This is a genomic window from Knoellia aerolata DSM 18566 (assembly GCF_000768695.1).
Classification (GTDB): Bacteria; Actinomycetota; Actinomycetes; order Actinomycetales; family Dermatophilaceae; genus Knoellia; species Knoellia aerolata.
In genome coordinates this window covers 21,488-35,516 of sequence record NZ_AVPL01000038.1, presented here as the reverse complement: position 1 = coordinate 35,516, position 14,029 = coordinate 21,488, and the positions used below count along the sequence as shown (strand labels likewise).

General features: G+C 72.1%; 13 protein-coding genes. 5 read left to right on the top strand and 8 right to left on the bottom strand.

The window, feature by feature from the left end:
- A partial coding sequence (locus N801_RS13140; RefSeq protein ID WP_035938552.1) for an AAA family ATPase occupies positions 1 to 1,290 on the bottom strand: 1,290 nt, incomplete at its 3' end.
- Positions 1,291 to 1,416: 126 nt separating this feature from the next.
- On the opposite strand from N801_RS13140, the gene N801_RS13135 reads away from it, so the two are divergent.
- Together N801_RS13135 and N801_RS13130 are read left to right on the top strand one after the other, a co-directional pair.
- Positions 1,417 to 2,496: a class I SAM-dependent methyltransferase gene (locus tag N801_RS13135; protein ID WP_035938550.1), complete on the top strand. Its 1,080-nt coding sequence runs from the start codon at positions 1,417 to 1,419 to the stop codon at positions 2,494 to 2,496.
- A 4-nt stretch (positions 2,497 to 2,500) separates the two neighbouring features.
- Positions 2,501 to 4,660: an alpha/beta fold hydrolase gene (locus N801_RS13130; protein WP_052112984.1), complete on the top strand. Its 2,160-nt coding sequence runs from the start codon at positions 2,501 to 2,503 to the stop codon at positions 4,658 to 4,660.
- A gap of 151 nt (positions 4,661 to 4,811) precedes the next feature.
- Here N801_RS13130 and N801_RS13125 read toward each other — a convergent pair whose 3' ends face one another.
- Complete coding sequence (locus N801_RS13125; RefSeq protein ID WP_035938563.1) at positions 4,812 to 5,240, bottom strand: CBS domain-containing protein; 429 nt, start codon at positions 5,238 to 5,240, stop codon at positions 4,812 to 4,814.
- A 181-nt stretch (positions 5,241 to 5,421) separates the two neighbouring features.
- Between N801_RS13125 and N801_RS13120 the strand changes: the two genes are divergently transcribed.
- The 3 genes from N801_RS13120 to N801_RS13110 all read left to right on the top strand — a co-directional run bounded on the left by N801_RS13120 (position 5,422) and on the right by N801_RS13110 (position 8,593).
- Entirely contained in the window at positions 5,422 to 6,528 is a 1,107-nt protein-coding gene (locus tag N801_RS13120; RefSeq protein ID WP_035938548.1) for an ABC transporter ATP-binding protein, read from the top strand.
- A 95-nt stretch (positions 6,529 to 6,623) separates the two neighbouring features.
- On the top strand, positions 6,624 to 7,862 hold the full coding sequence (locus N801_RS13115) for a DUF4032 domain-containing protein (RefSeq protein ID WP_035938546.1): 1,239 nt from the start codon (positions 6,624 to 6,626) through the stop codon (positions 7,860 to 7,862).
- A 62-nt stretch (positions 7,863 to 7,924) separates the two neighbouring features.
- Complete coding sequence (locus N801_RS13110; RefSeq protein ID WP_156996760.1) at positions 7,925 to 8,593, top strand: RDD family protein; 669 nt, start codon at positions 7,925 to 7,927, stop codon at positions 8,591 to 8,593.
- A 49-nt stretch (positions 8,594 to 8,642) separates the two neighbouring features.
- On the opposite strand, the gene N801_RS13105 is transcribed toward N801_RS13110, so the two are convergent.
- The 6 genes from N801_RS13105 to N801_RS13080 form a co-directional block, all read right to left on the bottom strand.
- Positions 8,643 to 9,098, bottom strand: a complete 456-nt coding sequence (locus N801_RS13105) for a DUF2752 domain-containing protein (protein WP_084108919.1) — start codon at positions 9,096 to 9,098, stop codon at positions 8,643 to 8,645.
- A complete protein-coding gene (locus N801_RS13100; RefSeq protein ID WP_035938540.1) occupies positions 9,095 to 9,517 on the bottom strand; it encodes a CD225/dispanin family protein in 423 nt (140 codons plus the stop codon). Before N801_RS13100 ends, N801_RS13105 begins: the two co-directional genes overlap by 4 nt.
- Positions 9,518 to 9,662: 145 nt before the next feature.
- Positions 9,663 to 10,610 carry a 23S rRNA (guanosine(2251)-2'-O)-methyltransferase RlmB gene (gene rlmB, locus N801_RS13095; RefSeq protein WP_035938537.1) on the bottom strand — a complete coding sequence of 316 codons (948 nt, stop codon included), beginning with the start codon at positions 10,608 to 10,610 and terminating at the stop codon, positions 9,663 to 9,665.
- Positions 10,611 to 10,612: 2 nt separating this feature from the next.
- A complete protein-coding gene (gene cysS / locus N801_RS13090) occupies positions 10,613 to 12,046 on the bottom strand; it encodes a cysteine--tRNA ligase (protein WP_035938535.1) in 1,434 nt (477 codons plus the stop codon).
- Between the two features lie 200 nt (positions 12,047 to 12,246).
- Positions 12,247 to 12,918: an MBL fold metallo-hydrolase gene (locus N801_RS13085; protein ID WP_052112982.1), complete on the bottom strand. Its 672-nt coding sequence runs from the start codon at positions 12,916 to 12,918 to the stop codon at positions 12,247 to 12,249.
- A complete protein-coding gene (locus N801_RS13080) occupies positions 12,918 to 14,006 on the bottom strand; it encodes an S-(hydroxymethyl)mycothiol dehydrogenase (protein ID WP_035938534.1) in 1,089 nt (362 codons plus the stop codon). The genes N801_RS13085 and N801_RS13080 overlap by 1 nt, the downstream gene beginning before the upstream one ends.
- Between the last annotated feature and the right edge of the window lie 23 nt (positions 14,007 to 14,029).

The following is a 14,029-nucleotide window of genomic DNA, read 5'->3' as shown; positions in this document are numbered from 1 at the left end:
GACCCCGGTGGGGGCGTGCCGCGCCGCCTCGTCGAGGAGGCCCGGGGCCCGGGAGTCCTCCCCGGCGAGCCAGGCCGCCTCCCCCGCCGCGAGGAACCGGCGGGCTCGCTCGTCCGGGGTCGCCGACAGTGTGGCCGCGCGCTCGAGGGCCGACGACGCCACGGCGAAGGCGCCACGGGTGGACGCCCTCCGCCCCACCTCCTCCATCTCGAGGGCCACCGTGTCGTCGAGCCCCACGGCGGCCTCGCTGCGGTGCCACGCCCGCCGGTCCACGTCGCCGGGCGAGAGGGAGTCGGCCACGAGGGCGTGCAGGAGACGCCGCTCGCCTGCCGGGATCGTCACGTACACGGCCGACGCGACGAGCGGGTGGGTGACGTCGACCCGGTAGGGGGTGACGCTGACGATCCCGAGGTCCTCGGCGCGAGCCAGGTGGCCGAGGTCGAGGCCGGCGGACCCGCAGGCGGCCGAGATCGTGGGGAGGTCCCCGTCGGCGACGACGACGACCTGGAGCACCCGGAGCGCGTCGGCCTCGAGACCGGCGGTCCTGCGGGCGAACGCGTCGGCGACGACGCGTGGCACCGTCACGGTCTGGCCGAACGGGAGGTCGCCGACTCCTCCCGGCTCCTGCGCGAGTGCGCGGATCGCCAAGGGGTTGCCGGCGCTGACGGCGGTGACGCGAGCGCGCTGCTCGGCGCTCAGCGGGGTCCCCGCCGCGTCGTCGGCGAGCCGGGACGCGGCGTCCGCGTCGAGCGGTCCGAGGTGCAGGGTCGGGAGACCACCCCACACGTCCGTCTCGCCGGGTCGGACGGCGGCGAGGACGACGACCGAGTCCACGAGCACGCGCCGGGCGACGAACGCCAGCGCCTGGGCCGAGGGGGTGTCGAGCAGGTGGGCGTCGTCGAGGACGACGGCGAGCGGGCCCGACTCGGCGGCCCGGGTCACGAGGGTGAGCGCGGCCGCCGACACGGCGAACCGGTCGGCGACGCCGTCGGTCCGCACCGCCAGGGCGACGCCGAGGGCTCGCGCCTGCGGCTCGGGGAGGTCGTCGACACCGTCGACGAGCGACTGCAGCACCCGGGCCAGCCCGGCGAACGGGAGGTCGTGCTCGGCCTTGGTGCCCACGCCCCGGAGGAGCAGGAAGCCGGTGGCCCGCTCCACCGCGTGGGCGAGCAGGGCGCTCTTGCCGATGCCCGGGTCGCCGCTGAGGACGAGCACCCCGCTGCGCCCGACCCGGGCGCCGGACAGCAGCGCATCGAGGGTGCGCTGCTCGTCCTCACGGCCCATCAGCATGGCCATCTCATGCTAGGGGAGCCGCCAGGGACCAGGGGGGTCCCCGGATGCGACCGCGGGCGCGGCTGCGCCAGCCTCGACGGGACGCCGGGGCGACCGCCCCGGCCCGACCACAGGGGAACGAGCATGACCACCGACACCGTCACCACGCCCATCGACATGGACACCCTCATGGGCTTCGTCTTCCGCGCCGTCGACGAGGTGGGCGCCAGCCTCAACTGCGCCCTCGTCGTCATGGGGGACAAGCTCGGCTACTACCGCGCCCTCGCGGACCAGGGCCCGATTAAGGCGTCCGACCTCGCCCGGCGCACCGCCACCGGCGAGCGCTACGCGACCGAGTGGCTCAACGCCCAGGCCGCCGGCGGCTACGTCGACTACGACCCGCAGACGCGGACCTACTCCCTGCCGGCCGAGCACGCGGTGGCGCTCACCGACGAGAGCAGCCCGGCCTTCCTTCCCGGGTTCTTCCAGCTCGCCTTCGGCACGGTGCGCGACGCCGACCGCATCTTCGACCTCGCGCGCGACGGTGACGGCCTGGGCTGGGGCGAGCACAACAGCGACGTCCACGACGGCTGCGAGCGCTTCTTCCGTCCCGGGTACGCGGCGAACCTCGTGTCCGAGTGGCTGCCCGCCCTCGACGGCGTCGTCGGCAAGCTCGAGCAGGGGGCCCGGGTCCACGACCTCGGGTGCGGCCACGGCTCGTCGACCGTCCTCATGGCGCAGGCGTACCCGGCGTCGACCTTCGTCGGCTCCGACGTGCACGGCGCGTCGATCGACGTCGCGCGCCAGCGGGCGGCCGACGCCGGGGTGGGCGACCGCATCGCGTGGCAGACGGCTCCGGCGACCGCGATCGAGGGCTCCGGCTACGACCTCGTGACGACCTTCGACGCCCTCCACGACATGGGCGACCCGGTCGGTGCCGCCCGTCGGGTGCACCGCGCCCTGGCCGACGACGGCACCTGGATGGTCGTGGAGCCGGTCGCCGGCGACCACGTCGAGGACAACCTCAACCCCGTCGGGCGGGCCTACTATGGGTTCTCCACACTGCTCTGCACTCCTGCGTCCCTGTCCCAGGACGTGGGCCTGGCCATCGGCACCCAGGCCGGTCCGGCCCGGATCCACGACATCGTGACCGCCGCCGGCTTCGGCCGCTTCCGGATCGCGGCCACGACCCCGTTCAACAACGTGTTCGAGGTCAGGAAGTGAGCTGGTGACGACGACCAGCACGCGCTACGGCGACGCGGCGGACCCGGCGAGCCGGGCCCGCCGCCCGGACACGGTGGGTGTCACCCGGCGCGACGGGGTCGACCTCGCCTGGGCGTCCTACGGCAGCGGCGACCCCACGCTCCTCCTCATGCCCACGTGGTCCATCGTCCCGTCGCGGATCTGGAAGGCGCAGGTGCCCTACCTCGCGCGGCACTTCCGCGTCGTCACCTTCGACGGCCGCGGGAGCGGCGGGTCGGGTCGCCCGACGGGCGCCACGGCATACACGAACGAGGAGTATGCCGCCGACACGGTGGCGGTCATGGACGCGGCTGGGGTGGACCGCGCCGTCCTCGTCTCGCTGTCGTGCGGCGCCTCGTGGTCGGTCCACGTCGCGACGACCCATCCCGGGAGGGTGCAGGGGCTGTTCGCCATCGCGCCGTCGTGCGGCTTCGCGGTCCACGACCCGCACCGCGACCACGTCCCGTGGGGTGAGCGCCTCCCGACCGCTCGCGGCTGGCAGAAGTACAACAAGTACAACTGGCTCGAGGGCGACTACGACGACTTCCTCCGGTTCTTCTTCGGCCAGATGTTCAGCGAGCCACACTCCACCAAGCAGATCGAGGACGCCGTCACGTGGGGACGCCAGGTCTCACCGGAGACCCTCGTCGACACCACGGCCGGGCGGCTCGGCTGCGACGGCGCCGTGTGCTCCGACATCGAGGCCCTCTGCCGGCTCGTGACCCAGCCGGTCACGGTGCTGCACGGGTCGGACGACCGCGTCCGCGGCCTGCAGTACGGCGAGCGGCTCGCCGAGCTGACCGGCGGTGACCTCGTCGTCGTCGAGGGTGCGGGCCACGGACCGCTCGCGCGTGACCCCGTGCTCGTCAACCACGAGATCCGGCGCTTCGCGGAGCGGTTCGCCCCGGGCGCCCGGCGCCGGACCCGCACCCGCGCGTCGGGTCGGCGCCGGCGAGCGCTCTACCTCTCCTCCCCCATCGGGCTCGGCCACGCCCGCCGCGACCTCGCCGTCGCCGACGAGCTCCGCCGGCTGCACCCCGACGTCGAGGTCCAGTGGCTCGCCCAGGACCCGGTGACCCGGGTCCTGGAGCAGCGTGGGGAGAGCGTCCATCCCGCCTCGGCGCACCTCGCCAGCGAGTCCGGTCACATCGAGCACGAGTCGGGCGAGCACGACCTGCACGCGTTCCGCGCCCTGCGCCGCATGGACGAGATCCTCGTCAACAACTTCATGGTCTTCGACGAGCTCCTGGAGGACGAGGACTTCGACCTCGTCATCGGGGACGAGGCCTGGGACGTCGACTACTTCCTCCACGAGAACCCGGCGCTCAAGCGGGCCGCCTACGCGTGGTTCACCGACTTCGTCGGGTGGCTTCCGATGCCGGACGGCGGCCCCGAGGAGGCGGCCCTCACGACCGACCTCAACGCCGAGATGATCGAGCAGCGGGCCCGCTACCGCGGCCTGCGTGACCGCTCGATCTTCGTCGGCAACCCGGACGACGTCGTCCCCGACTCCTTCGGGGAGGGGCTGCCCTCGATCCGGGAGTGGACCGAGCGCGAGTTCACGTTCCCCGGCTACGTCACCGGCTTCGACCCCGCCGCCCACGACGTCGACGAGACCCGCGCGCGGCTCGGCCACCGCCCGGACGAACGGGTCTGCGTGGTGTCCGTCGGCGGGTCCGGGGTGGGGCTGCCGCTGCTGCGGCGGGTGCTGGACGCCGTGCCACTGGTGCGCCGGGCCGTCCCCGAGCTGCGGTTCGTCGTCGTCACCGGGCCACGGATCGACCCCGGCGCGCTGCCGAGCCCACCGGGCGCCGAGGTCGTCGGCTTCCTGCCGGACCTCACCGACCACCTCGCCGCCTGCGACGTCGCGATCACCCAGGGCGGGCTCAGCACGTGCATGGAGCTCACCGCGCTGCGCAAGCCGTTCCTCTACGTGCCGCTGCGCCACCACTTCGAGCAGAACTTCCATGTCCGGCGGCGGCTGGAGCGCTACCGGGCGGGAACCTGCCTCGACTACGCCCTCGCCACCGACCCGGACGCCCTCGCGGCGATGCTCGTCAAGGAGCTGGGGCGCGACGTCGACTACCGGACGGTGGAGACCGACGGGGCGGCGAGGGCAGCGGCCACGCTCGCCGAGCTCCTCTGACGCGCCCCGGCGGTCCGGAGGCCGTGCGGAGGCGGGGCCGAACCCGCCGCGCCCCGCGCCCGCACGTCGTTCCCGTCGCCGCATGCCGACGCGGCGACAGGGACCGTCGCGAACGCCATGGCTCAGCGGCGAGGACCCGACAACCCAGCCCCTACTGCTGGATGTAGGCGCTCAGCTGGTCGCGCTCGGCCTGGAGGTCGGTGATCCGGTGCTTGACGACGTCGCCGATGCTGACGATCCCGGTGAGGCGACCGTCGACGACCACCGGGACGTGGCGGATGCGGAGCTCGGTCATCGTGTGCTCGAGCTCGACGAGCTGGTCCTCGGGGGCGCAGGTCTGCACCTCGCTCGTCATGATCGAGGAGACCGGCTGGTCGAGGACCTTCGCGCCGTCCTTGTGCAGGTGGCGCACGATGTCGCGCTCGCTCACGATCCCCGCGAGCGACTGCCCGTCGTCACTGACGACGACGGCACCGATGCCGTGTTCGTCGAGGAGGGCGAGGAGCTCGGTGACACTGGCGTCGGAACGCACCGTGATGACGGTGGCTCCCTTGCGCTTCACGACATCGGAGATCCTCATGTCCCGACGGTAGTGCCCCGGGTGCAGCCGCGCCAGCGTTCGACCGAGGTGCGGCTGACGCGTGACAGTGGTGACGGCATACGGCATGCTGGGTGCAACCGCTTACACCGACGTGAGCGGGTTTTCCCTTTACAACGGACCGTCCGGCACGTTCCTGCCGGTGAAGGAAGGCACAGCGCTCATGGCAACTGTCAAGTTCGACGAGTCCACCCGGGTCTACCCCGGCAACGACACGCCCTCGGTCGACCGACTGAACATCGACGTCAAGGACGGCGAGTTCCTCGTCCTCGTCGGCCCCTCCGGCAGCGGCAAGTCGACCGCGCTCCGCATGCTGGCCGGCCTCGAAGAGGTCAACGGCGGCAAGATCTGGATCGGTGACCGCGACGTCACCAACCTGTCCCCCAAGGACCGCGACGTCGCCATGGTCTTCCAGAACTACGCGCTCTACCCGCACATGTCGGTCGCCGACAACATGGGCTTCGCGCTCAAGATCGCCGGCGTCGACAAGGGCGAGATCCGCAAGCGCGTCGAGGAGGCCGCCAAGATCCTCGACCTGGAGCCCTACCTCGAGCGCAAGCCCAAGGCCCTCTCCGGTGGCCAGCGCCAGCGCGTCGCCATGGGTCGCGCGATCGTGCGCTCCCCCCAGGTCTTCCTCATGGACGAGCCGCTGTCGAACCTCGACGCCAAGCTGCGCGTGCAGACCCGTACCCAGATCGCCTCGCTCCAGCGGCGCCTCGGTGTCACCACCGTCTACGTCACGCACGACCAGGTCGAGGCCATGACCATGGGTGACCGCATCGCGGTCCTCAAGGACGGCATCCTCCAGCAGGTCGCGACGCCGCGGGAGATGTACGACTCCCCCGCCAACGTCTTCGTGGCCGGCTTCATCGGCTCCCCGGCGATGAACCTCATCGCCGTCCCCGTCACCGACGGCGGCGTGAAGTTCGGGTCGCACACCCTGCAGGTCCCGCGCGACTCCCTCCAGGGTGTCGGCGCCAAGGCCATCGTCGGGGTCCGCCCCGAGGACGTCGAGGTCGCGGCCGAGGGTGAGGGTCTCCAGATCACCATCGACGTCGTCGAGGAGCTCGGCGCCGACGCCTACGTCTACGGCACCCCCACCGACGGGGCCGTCCACCTCGAGGGCGGCGACGACTCGATCCCGAAGCCGTTCATCGCTCGCGTCGACGGACGCCGGGTCCCGATGAAGGGCGACACGATCTGGGTCCAGCCCAACTCCAGCCACATGCACGTGTTCAACGCCGAGTCCGGTGTCCGCCTGAGCCACTGACCGCAGCGCCCCAGGGGTGTCGAGAGCGCGGTATGCCGCGCGCTTGGCACCCCTGAGGCGTTCCCACCCCGCCCGGTCGAGCCGGAGGTTTCCTGATGACCCTGCAGATCACGACCAACCGGCCCGACCCCGCGCTGCTCGACCTGCCCTGGTCGCTGCCGCTCGAGGAGTGGCCCGAGCATCACCTCGCCGCACTCCCCCGCGGCATCTCCCGCCACGTCGTGCGGTTCGTGCGGCTCTCCGGCGGGGTCATCGCCGTCAAGGAGATCAAGACCGACCTCGCCCGGCGTGAGTACGAGATGCTGCGCAACCTGCGGCGCCTCGACCAGCCGTCGGTCGAGCCCTTCGGCGTCGTCAGCGGTCGGGTCGACGCCGACGGCAACGAGCTCGACGGGTGCCTGCTCACCCGGCACCTCAAGTTCTCGCTGCCCTACCGGGCACTGTTCAGCCAGGGGCTGCGACCCGGCACGGAGACCCGGCTCATCGACGCCCTCGCCGTGCTGCTCGTGCGGCTGCACCTCAGCGGCTTCTGGTGGGGCGACGTCTCGCTGTCGAACACGTTGTTCCGGCGCGACGCGGGCAGCTTCGCCGCGCACCTCGTCGACGCGGAGACCGGCGAGCTCTTCCCGGCCCTCAGCGACGGGCAGCGCGCCCACGACCTCGACATCGCGCGCGTCAACATCGCCGGCGAGCTCATGGACCTCCAGGCCGGCGAGCTCCTCGACGAGGACATCGACCCGGTGGAGATCTCGAACCGGATCGTCACCCGCTACGAGGAGCTGTGGCTCGAGCTGCACGAGACCGAGGAGTTCGACACCGGTGAGCGCTGGCGGGTCGAGGAGCGGATCCGTCGGCTCAACTCGGTCGGCTTCGACGTCGACGAGCTCGCCATCACGACCGACGTCGGCGGCACCCGGATCACCATCCAGCCCAAGGTCGTCGACGCCGGGCACCACTCGCGCCGGCTGCTGCGCCTCACCGGGCTCGACGTCGGCGAGGGCCAGGCCCGGCGGCTGCTCAACGACCTCGACAGCTACCGCGCCGCCGCCGACCGCCAGAACGACGACGAGGAGTTCGTCGCCCACGACTGGCTCACCCGCGTCTACGAGCCGATCACCCGGCGGGTGCCACGTGAGCTCTCCGGCAAGCTCGAGCCGGCCGAGCTGTTCCACGAGGTGCTCGAGCACCGCTGGTACATGGCCGAGCGCGAGCAGCAGGACGTGCCCATCGAACGGGCCATCGAGGACTACGTCGCCTCGATCCTGCCGACCAAGCCCGACGAGAAGGCGGTCGTCGGTGTCGACACGGTCGAGATGCCGGTGATCGCCGGCTGAGCCGCGGCGCCCCCTCTAGGATCGAGCCGTCCACGTTCGTGATCTCGCAGGGGGAGCACCACATGTCGCAGCCGTTCGACCCGAACCAGCCGCCTCCGCCGCCGCCTCCCCCTCCGTCGCAGCCGCAGCAGCAGCCGCAGCAGCCGTATGCCGGTGGGGCGCCGACGCCGTACCAGGCGGCCCCGCAGGTCAACCCCTACGGCGGCGCCGGTCAGGCCTTCCCCGGCTCGAAGGCCTACGTCGAGCAGCACTTCGGCCCGGTGGCCGGGTTCGGCGTTCGCGCCGGCGCCCTCGTCATCGACACGCTGCTCACGCTCATCGGCATCATCCCGGTGATCATCGGGGCCGTGATGCTCATCGTCGCCGCCCCGGACGTCGACGAGCTCGGCTATACGGTCGAGGGCAGCGGCGACGGCGGAACGGCCGCGATCGGCGGCATCCTCATCGCCCTGGGCATCCTGCTGGCCATCGGCATCCAGGTGTGGAACCGGGTCTTCAGGATGGGCCGCACCGGCCAGAGCGTCGGCAAGAAGATGCTCGGGCTCTCCCTCGTCAACGAGCAGACCGGCCAGCCGATCGGGGCACTGCAGTCCTTCCTGCGCGAGCTCCTCGCCGGCCTCATCAACCAGGTCTTCTACCTCAGCTACCTCTGGATGCTGTGGGACGACAACCAGCAGACGCTCGCCGACAAGGTCGTGCACTCCACCGTCATCCGGGTCGCCAAGACCTGACCGGAGGCCGCGGGCGGCGGGCGGCGGGCGGCGGGCGGCCGCCCGCGGCTCAGGCAGGCGACAGCCAGGTCCAGCCGGGGATGTTGCGGGCGACCCAGAACGCCATGATGAGCCAGAAGAGGCCGTAGAGCAGCCAGGCAGGGGCGGCGGTCATCCGCCGTTCACCCCGCCACTGCCGCCGGGTCCAGCGCGCGAACCCCAGGGCCATGAGCACGAACGCGGCCACCGTGAGCGGGTTGCGCTGCAGCGCCTCGAGGACGTTGCCCTCGGTCAGGGCGTGGGTGGCGCGCAGGGTGCCGCACCCGGGGCAGAACGTCCCGGTGAGGAGCAGCCACGGGCACGTCGGGTAGTTCCCGGCCTGGTTCGGGTCGAGCACGTGCGCGACGACGGCGTAGCCGGTCGCCGCGGTCGCGGCGACCGCCGGCCACAGCAGGCGACGCCCCCGCCCGACCGACGGGTCGGTGAGCGGGGGCGTCTCGAACTGCATGACGGACGTCGCGATCACATACCCGTCGTCGTGTCGGTACTGAGCACACCGCCCACGATGAGGGCCACGTAGATCAGGGTGGCGATGATGCCGAGGACGAGCGCGATCGTCGCGAACTTCTTCGCCTTCCCGGCCGCCTCGACGGCTCCGGCCTGGTCGCCGGCGTTCCACTTGCCGTTGACCTGTGCCGCGAAGACGACGGCGGGGATGCCGAGCGGCCAGCAGCAGAGCAGGCCGAGGATGGCCAGCACCAGGTTGTTGGACGGCGGCGGTCCCGCCGGGGGGCCGCCGTAGCCGCCCCCGGGGGGAGGCGGCGCACCGTAGGCGCCTCCGTCGTAGCCGCCACCCGAGGGCGGCGGGGGCGGGGTCGAGCCACCGTCGTAGCCACCGCCGCCGGGCGGCGGCGGGGGCGGCGGGGTGCTTCCGTAGTCAGACATTCAGTCCCTCTCAACGTGACGTCATCGGGGTGATTCCCCCCAGGTCGGGTTCCCGACAGCGACATGGTGGCACAGGTCATCGACGCACCCCGGCGGGACGCACGGACGAAAGCGCGGAGCCCAGCCGGCCGGCATACGCTCCCGGTCAGCGACGACGACGGCGGGCGACCTCGTACAGGGTGACCCCGGTGGCGATGCCGGCGTTGAGCGACTCCACCGCCGAGGACATCGGCACGGAGACGATCTGGTCGCACGTCTCGCGCACGAGGCGCGACAGGCCCTTGCCCTCCGAGCCCACGACGATGACGAGCGGCTCGTTGGCCAGCTCCATGTCGGGCAGCTCGACGTCACCGTCCATGTCGAGGCCGACGACGAAGAAGCCTGCCTTGCGGTAGTCCTCGAGCGCCCGGGTGAGGTTGGTGGCCTGGGCCACGGGGATGCGCGCTGCCGCACCGGCCGAGGTCTTCCACGCCGACGCCGTCATGCCGACCGAGCGGCGGGCGGGGACGACGACGCCGTGTCCGCCGAACGCGGCGACGGAGCGGACGATCGCGCCGAGGTTGCGCGGGTCGGTGATGCCGTCGAGGGCCACGACGAGCGGGATCCCCGGCATCTCGGGGTCGACGAGGTCACGCGGGTGGGCGTACTCGTACGGCGGCACCTGGAGCGCCAGCCCCTGGTGGACGGCACCGTCGGTGATCCGGTCCAGCTCACCGCGCGGGGTCTCGAGGATGGGGAGGCTGCGCTCGGTCGCGATCTTCAGCGCCTCCCGGACCCGGTCGTCGCTGTCGATGCGCCCGGCGACGTACATCGTCGTCACCGGGATGTCGGCGCGCAGGGCCTCGAGCACGGAGTTGCGTCCGGCCACGACCTCACTCGACGGCTTGGCCTTGCGGCCACCCGTGGGACGACCGCCCGAACGGCGCTCGCCGGCCTTCGCTGCCGCGTGCGCCTTGTGGTACGGACGCTCCTCGGCCTTGGGGGTCGGGCCCCTGCCCTCCAGTCCCCTGCGGCGCTGACCGCCGGAACCGACGGTGGGCGCCTTCTTGCCACCCTTGCGGATGGCTCCTCGTCGCTGGCTGTTGCCGGCCACGGCTACTCCCCTCGTCCACGGGTCAACGACCAGCGGGCGCCGGTCGGGGTGTCCTCGATCGTGATGCCGGCAGCGACGAGCTCGTCGCGGATGGCGTCCGAAGTGCTGTAGTCACGGGCCGAGCGCGCGGCGCCGCGGGCGGAGAGCCGCTGGCGCACGAGCACGTCGAGCGCCGCGAGGGCGTCGCTGGTGGAGCTGTCCGCCCCGGACCACGCCGGGTCCAGGGGGTTGACCCCGAGGACGTCGGTCATGGCGACGACGAGCGCGGCGAGCTCGCGGGCCGTCTCGGGCTCGCCCTCGTCGAGGGCGGTGTTGCCGCGGGTCACGGTCTCGTGGACGGCGGCGAGCGCGCCGGAGACGCCGAGGTCGTCGTCCATCGCCTCGACGAAGTCGTCGGGCAGACGCTCGTCACCCGTGGGCACGAGCGCGCCGTCGGGACCGAGAGCACGACGGAGGAAGCCCTCGATGCGGTCCACGGCGGCCTCGGCCTCGGCCAGCGAGCCCTCGTGGAACTCGATCATCGAGCGGTAGTGGGCCGCGGTGAGGTAGTAGCGCACCGCGAGGGGGCGGGCCTTCTTGGTCACCTCGTGCACGAGCAGGCTGTTGCCGAGCGACTTGCTCATCTTCTCGCCGCTCGTCGTCACCCACGCGTTGTGCATCCACAGCGACGTGAACGGCAGCCCGGCCGCGCGCGACTGGGCCTGCTCGTTCTCGTGGTGCGGGAAGCGCAGGTCGACCCCGCCGCCATGGATGTCGAACGCGTCGCCGAGGTACTTGCGCGCCATGGCGGAGCACTCGAGGTGCCAACCGGGACGGCCGCGACCCCAGGGGGTCGGCCAGCTCGCGGACTGCGGCTCGTCGTCCTTGCGCCCCTTCCACAGGGCGAAGTCGCGCGGGTCGCGCTTGCCGCGCGGGTCGGCGTCCTCGGCGGCGCTCATGTCGTCGATCCGCTGGTGCGTCACCTCGCCGTAGGCCGGCCACGACCGGACGTCGAAGTAGACGTCACCCGAGCCGTCCTCGGCGGCATACGCGTGACCGCGCTCGATGAGGACCTCCACGAGCTCGACCATCTCGGTGACGTGACCCATGGCGCGGGGCTCGTAGGTGGGGGGTAGGACGCCGAGCAGCGCGAGCGCCTGGGAGGTGGCGACCTCGTTGCGGTAGGACAGGGCGAACCAGTCCTCGCCCGCCTCGGCCGACTTGCGCAGGATCTTGTCGTCGAGGTCGGTGACGTTGCGGACGAGGGTGACGTCGAGGCCGTGGCCGCGGGTGAGCCAGCGGCGGAGCACGTCGAAGGCGACGGCGAAGCGGACGTGACCGATGTGCGGCGGAGCCTGCGTGGTGAGCCCACAGATGTAGATCCCGACCCGGCCAGGTTGCAGCGGGACGAAGTCGCGCAGTTCACGCGACATGGAGTCGAACAGTCTGAGAGTCACCCGCGCAAGCGTACCGGCGCCAGGCACCCCACCCCGACGCCCGACTGATTGCGCATTGCGTCCCAAGGAGCCCGACTGATGGCGCATTGCGCGCGCTTCCCGGAAAGGTGCGCCTCATCAGCAGGGCGCGCAATGCGCCATCAGTCGGTGGTGGCGGGTTGAGCAGAAGTACGCAATGCGCAATCAGTCGCCCATCTGCGTCAGTGGCCGCGGGCGATCCACTCGTCGAGGTGTGGGGCCTCGTCGCCGATGGTCGTGTGGTCCCCGTGGCCGGTGAGCACCACCGTGCCGCCCGGCAGGGTGAGCAGTCGGGTCCGGATCGACTCGATGATCTGGTCGAAGCTGCTGAACGAGCGACCGGTCGCGCCCGGACCGCCGTTGAACAGGGTGTCGCCCGTGAAGACCACGTGCAGCGCCGACGCGTGGAAGGAGCACGCGCCCGGGGCGTGGCCCGGCGTGTGCAGGACCCGGAGCGAGACGTCGCCGATCCGGAACACCTGGCCGTCGGCGAGGGCGGCGTCGGGAGCGTCGTCCTGGCTGAGCGCCCAGACCACCCGCGCCTCGGGGTGCAGGTGGATCGGCGCCCCCGTCCGCTCGCGCAGGTCGGTGGCCACGTTGACGTGGTCGTTGTGCGCGTGGGTGAGGAGGATGGCGCGGACCTTGCGGCCCGCGATCGCCCCGAGGATGGCGTCGGCGTCGTGGGCGGCGTCGACGACGAGACACTCGCGCTCGTCCCCGATGACCCAGACGTTGTTGTCGACCTCCCAGGACCCGCCGTCGAGCTCGAAGGTCCCCGAGGTGGTCACCCGGTCGACGCGGACGCCGCCGTGCGAGGGCTTGATGTCGGGCATCGTGTCGAGGTCACCGGACATCAGAGCACCACCACCGAGCGGAGCACGTCGCCGCGGTGCATGTCGTCGAACGCCTTCTCCACCTGGTCCAGACCGATCCGCTCCGACACGAACGCATCGAGGTCGAAGCGGCCCTGGCGGTAGAGGTCGACGAGCATCGGGAAGTCCCGGCTCGGCAGGCAGTCGCCGTACCAGCTGGACTTGAGCGCCCCGCCGCGGCCGAAGATCTCGATCATCGGCAGCGTCACCTCCTGGTCGGGCGTCGGCACCCCCACGAGCACCACGGTGCCGGCGAGGTCGCGCGCGTAGAACGCCTGCTCGTACGTCTCCGGTCGCCCGACGGCCTCGACGACGACGTCGGCGCCGAAGCCGCCGGTCAGCTCGCGGATGCGGGCGACGACGTCCTCGGTCCTGCCGTTGACGGTGTGCGTGGCACCGAACCCCTTCGCGCCCTCGAGCTTCCGGTCGTCGACGTCGACGGCGACGATCGTCGTCGCACCGGCGACCCGGGACCCGGCGATCGCGGCGTTGCCCACCCCACCGCAGCCGATGACCGCGACGGAGTCGCCCCGGCCGACGCCCCCCGTGTTGACGGCGGCGCCGAAGCCGGCCATGACCCCGCACCCGAGCAGCCCGACCGCTGCCGCATCGGCGTCCGCGTCGACCTTGGTGCACTGTCCGGCGGCGACGAGGGTCTTCTCGATGAAGGCGCCGATGCCGAGGGCGGGAGTCAGCTCGGTGCCGTCCTCGGCGAGCGTCATCTTCTGGGTGGCGTTGTGGGTGGTGAAGCAGTACCAGGGCTTGCCCCGGCGGCAGGCCCGGCACTGGCCGCAGACGGCGCGCCAGTTGAGGATGACGAAGTCGCCCGGGGCCACCTCGGTGACGCCCTCGCCGACCGCCTCGACGACGCCCGCGGCCTCGTGCCCGAGGAGGAAGGGGAACTCGTCGTTGATCCCGCCCTCGCGGTAGTGCAGGTCGGTGTGGCACACGCCGCACGACTGGACCTGGACGACGGCCTCGCCCGGGCCGGGATCGGGCACGACGATGTCGACGAGCTCGACCTCGGCCCCCTTGCTGCGAGCGATGACGCCCTTGACGGTCTGCGGCACGTGCCACCTCCTGTGGTTACCCC

Excerpts from the sequence above, each read along its gene's own strand:
- N801_RS13135 (WP_035938550.1), top strand. The coding sequence starts at position 1,417 with ATGACCACCGACACCGTCACCACGCCCATCGACATGGACACCCTCATG.
- N801_RS13125 (WP_035938563.1), bottom strand. The coding sequence starts at position 5,240 with ATGAGGATCTCCGATGTCGTGAAGCGCAAGGGAGCCACCGTCATCACG.
- N801_RS13120 (WP_035938548.1), top strand. The coding sequence starts at position 5,422 with ATGGCAACTGTCAAGTTCGACGAGTCCACCCGGGTCTACCCCGGCAAC.
- N801_RS13115 (WP_035938546.1), top strand. The coding sequence starts at position 6,624 with ATGACCCTGCAGATCACGACCAACCGGCCCGACCCCGCGCTGCTCGAC.
- N801_RS13110 (WP_156996760.1), top strand. The coding sequence starts at position 7,925 with ATGTCGCAGCCGTTCGACCCGAACCAGCCGCCTCCGCCGCCGCCTCCC.
- N801_RS13100 (WP_035938540.1), bottom strand. The coding sequence starts at position 9,517 with ATGTCTGACTACGGAAGCACCCCGCCGCCCCCGCCGCCGCCCGGCGGC.
- N801_RS13085 (WP_052112982.1), bottom strand. The coding sequence starts at position 12,918 with ATGTCCGGTGACCTCGACACGATGCCCGACATCAAGCCCTCGCACGGC.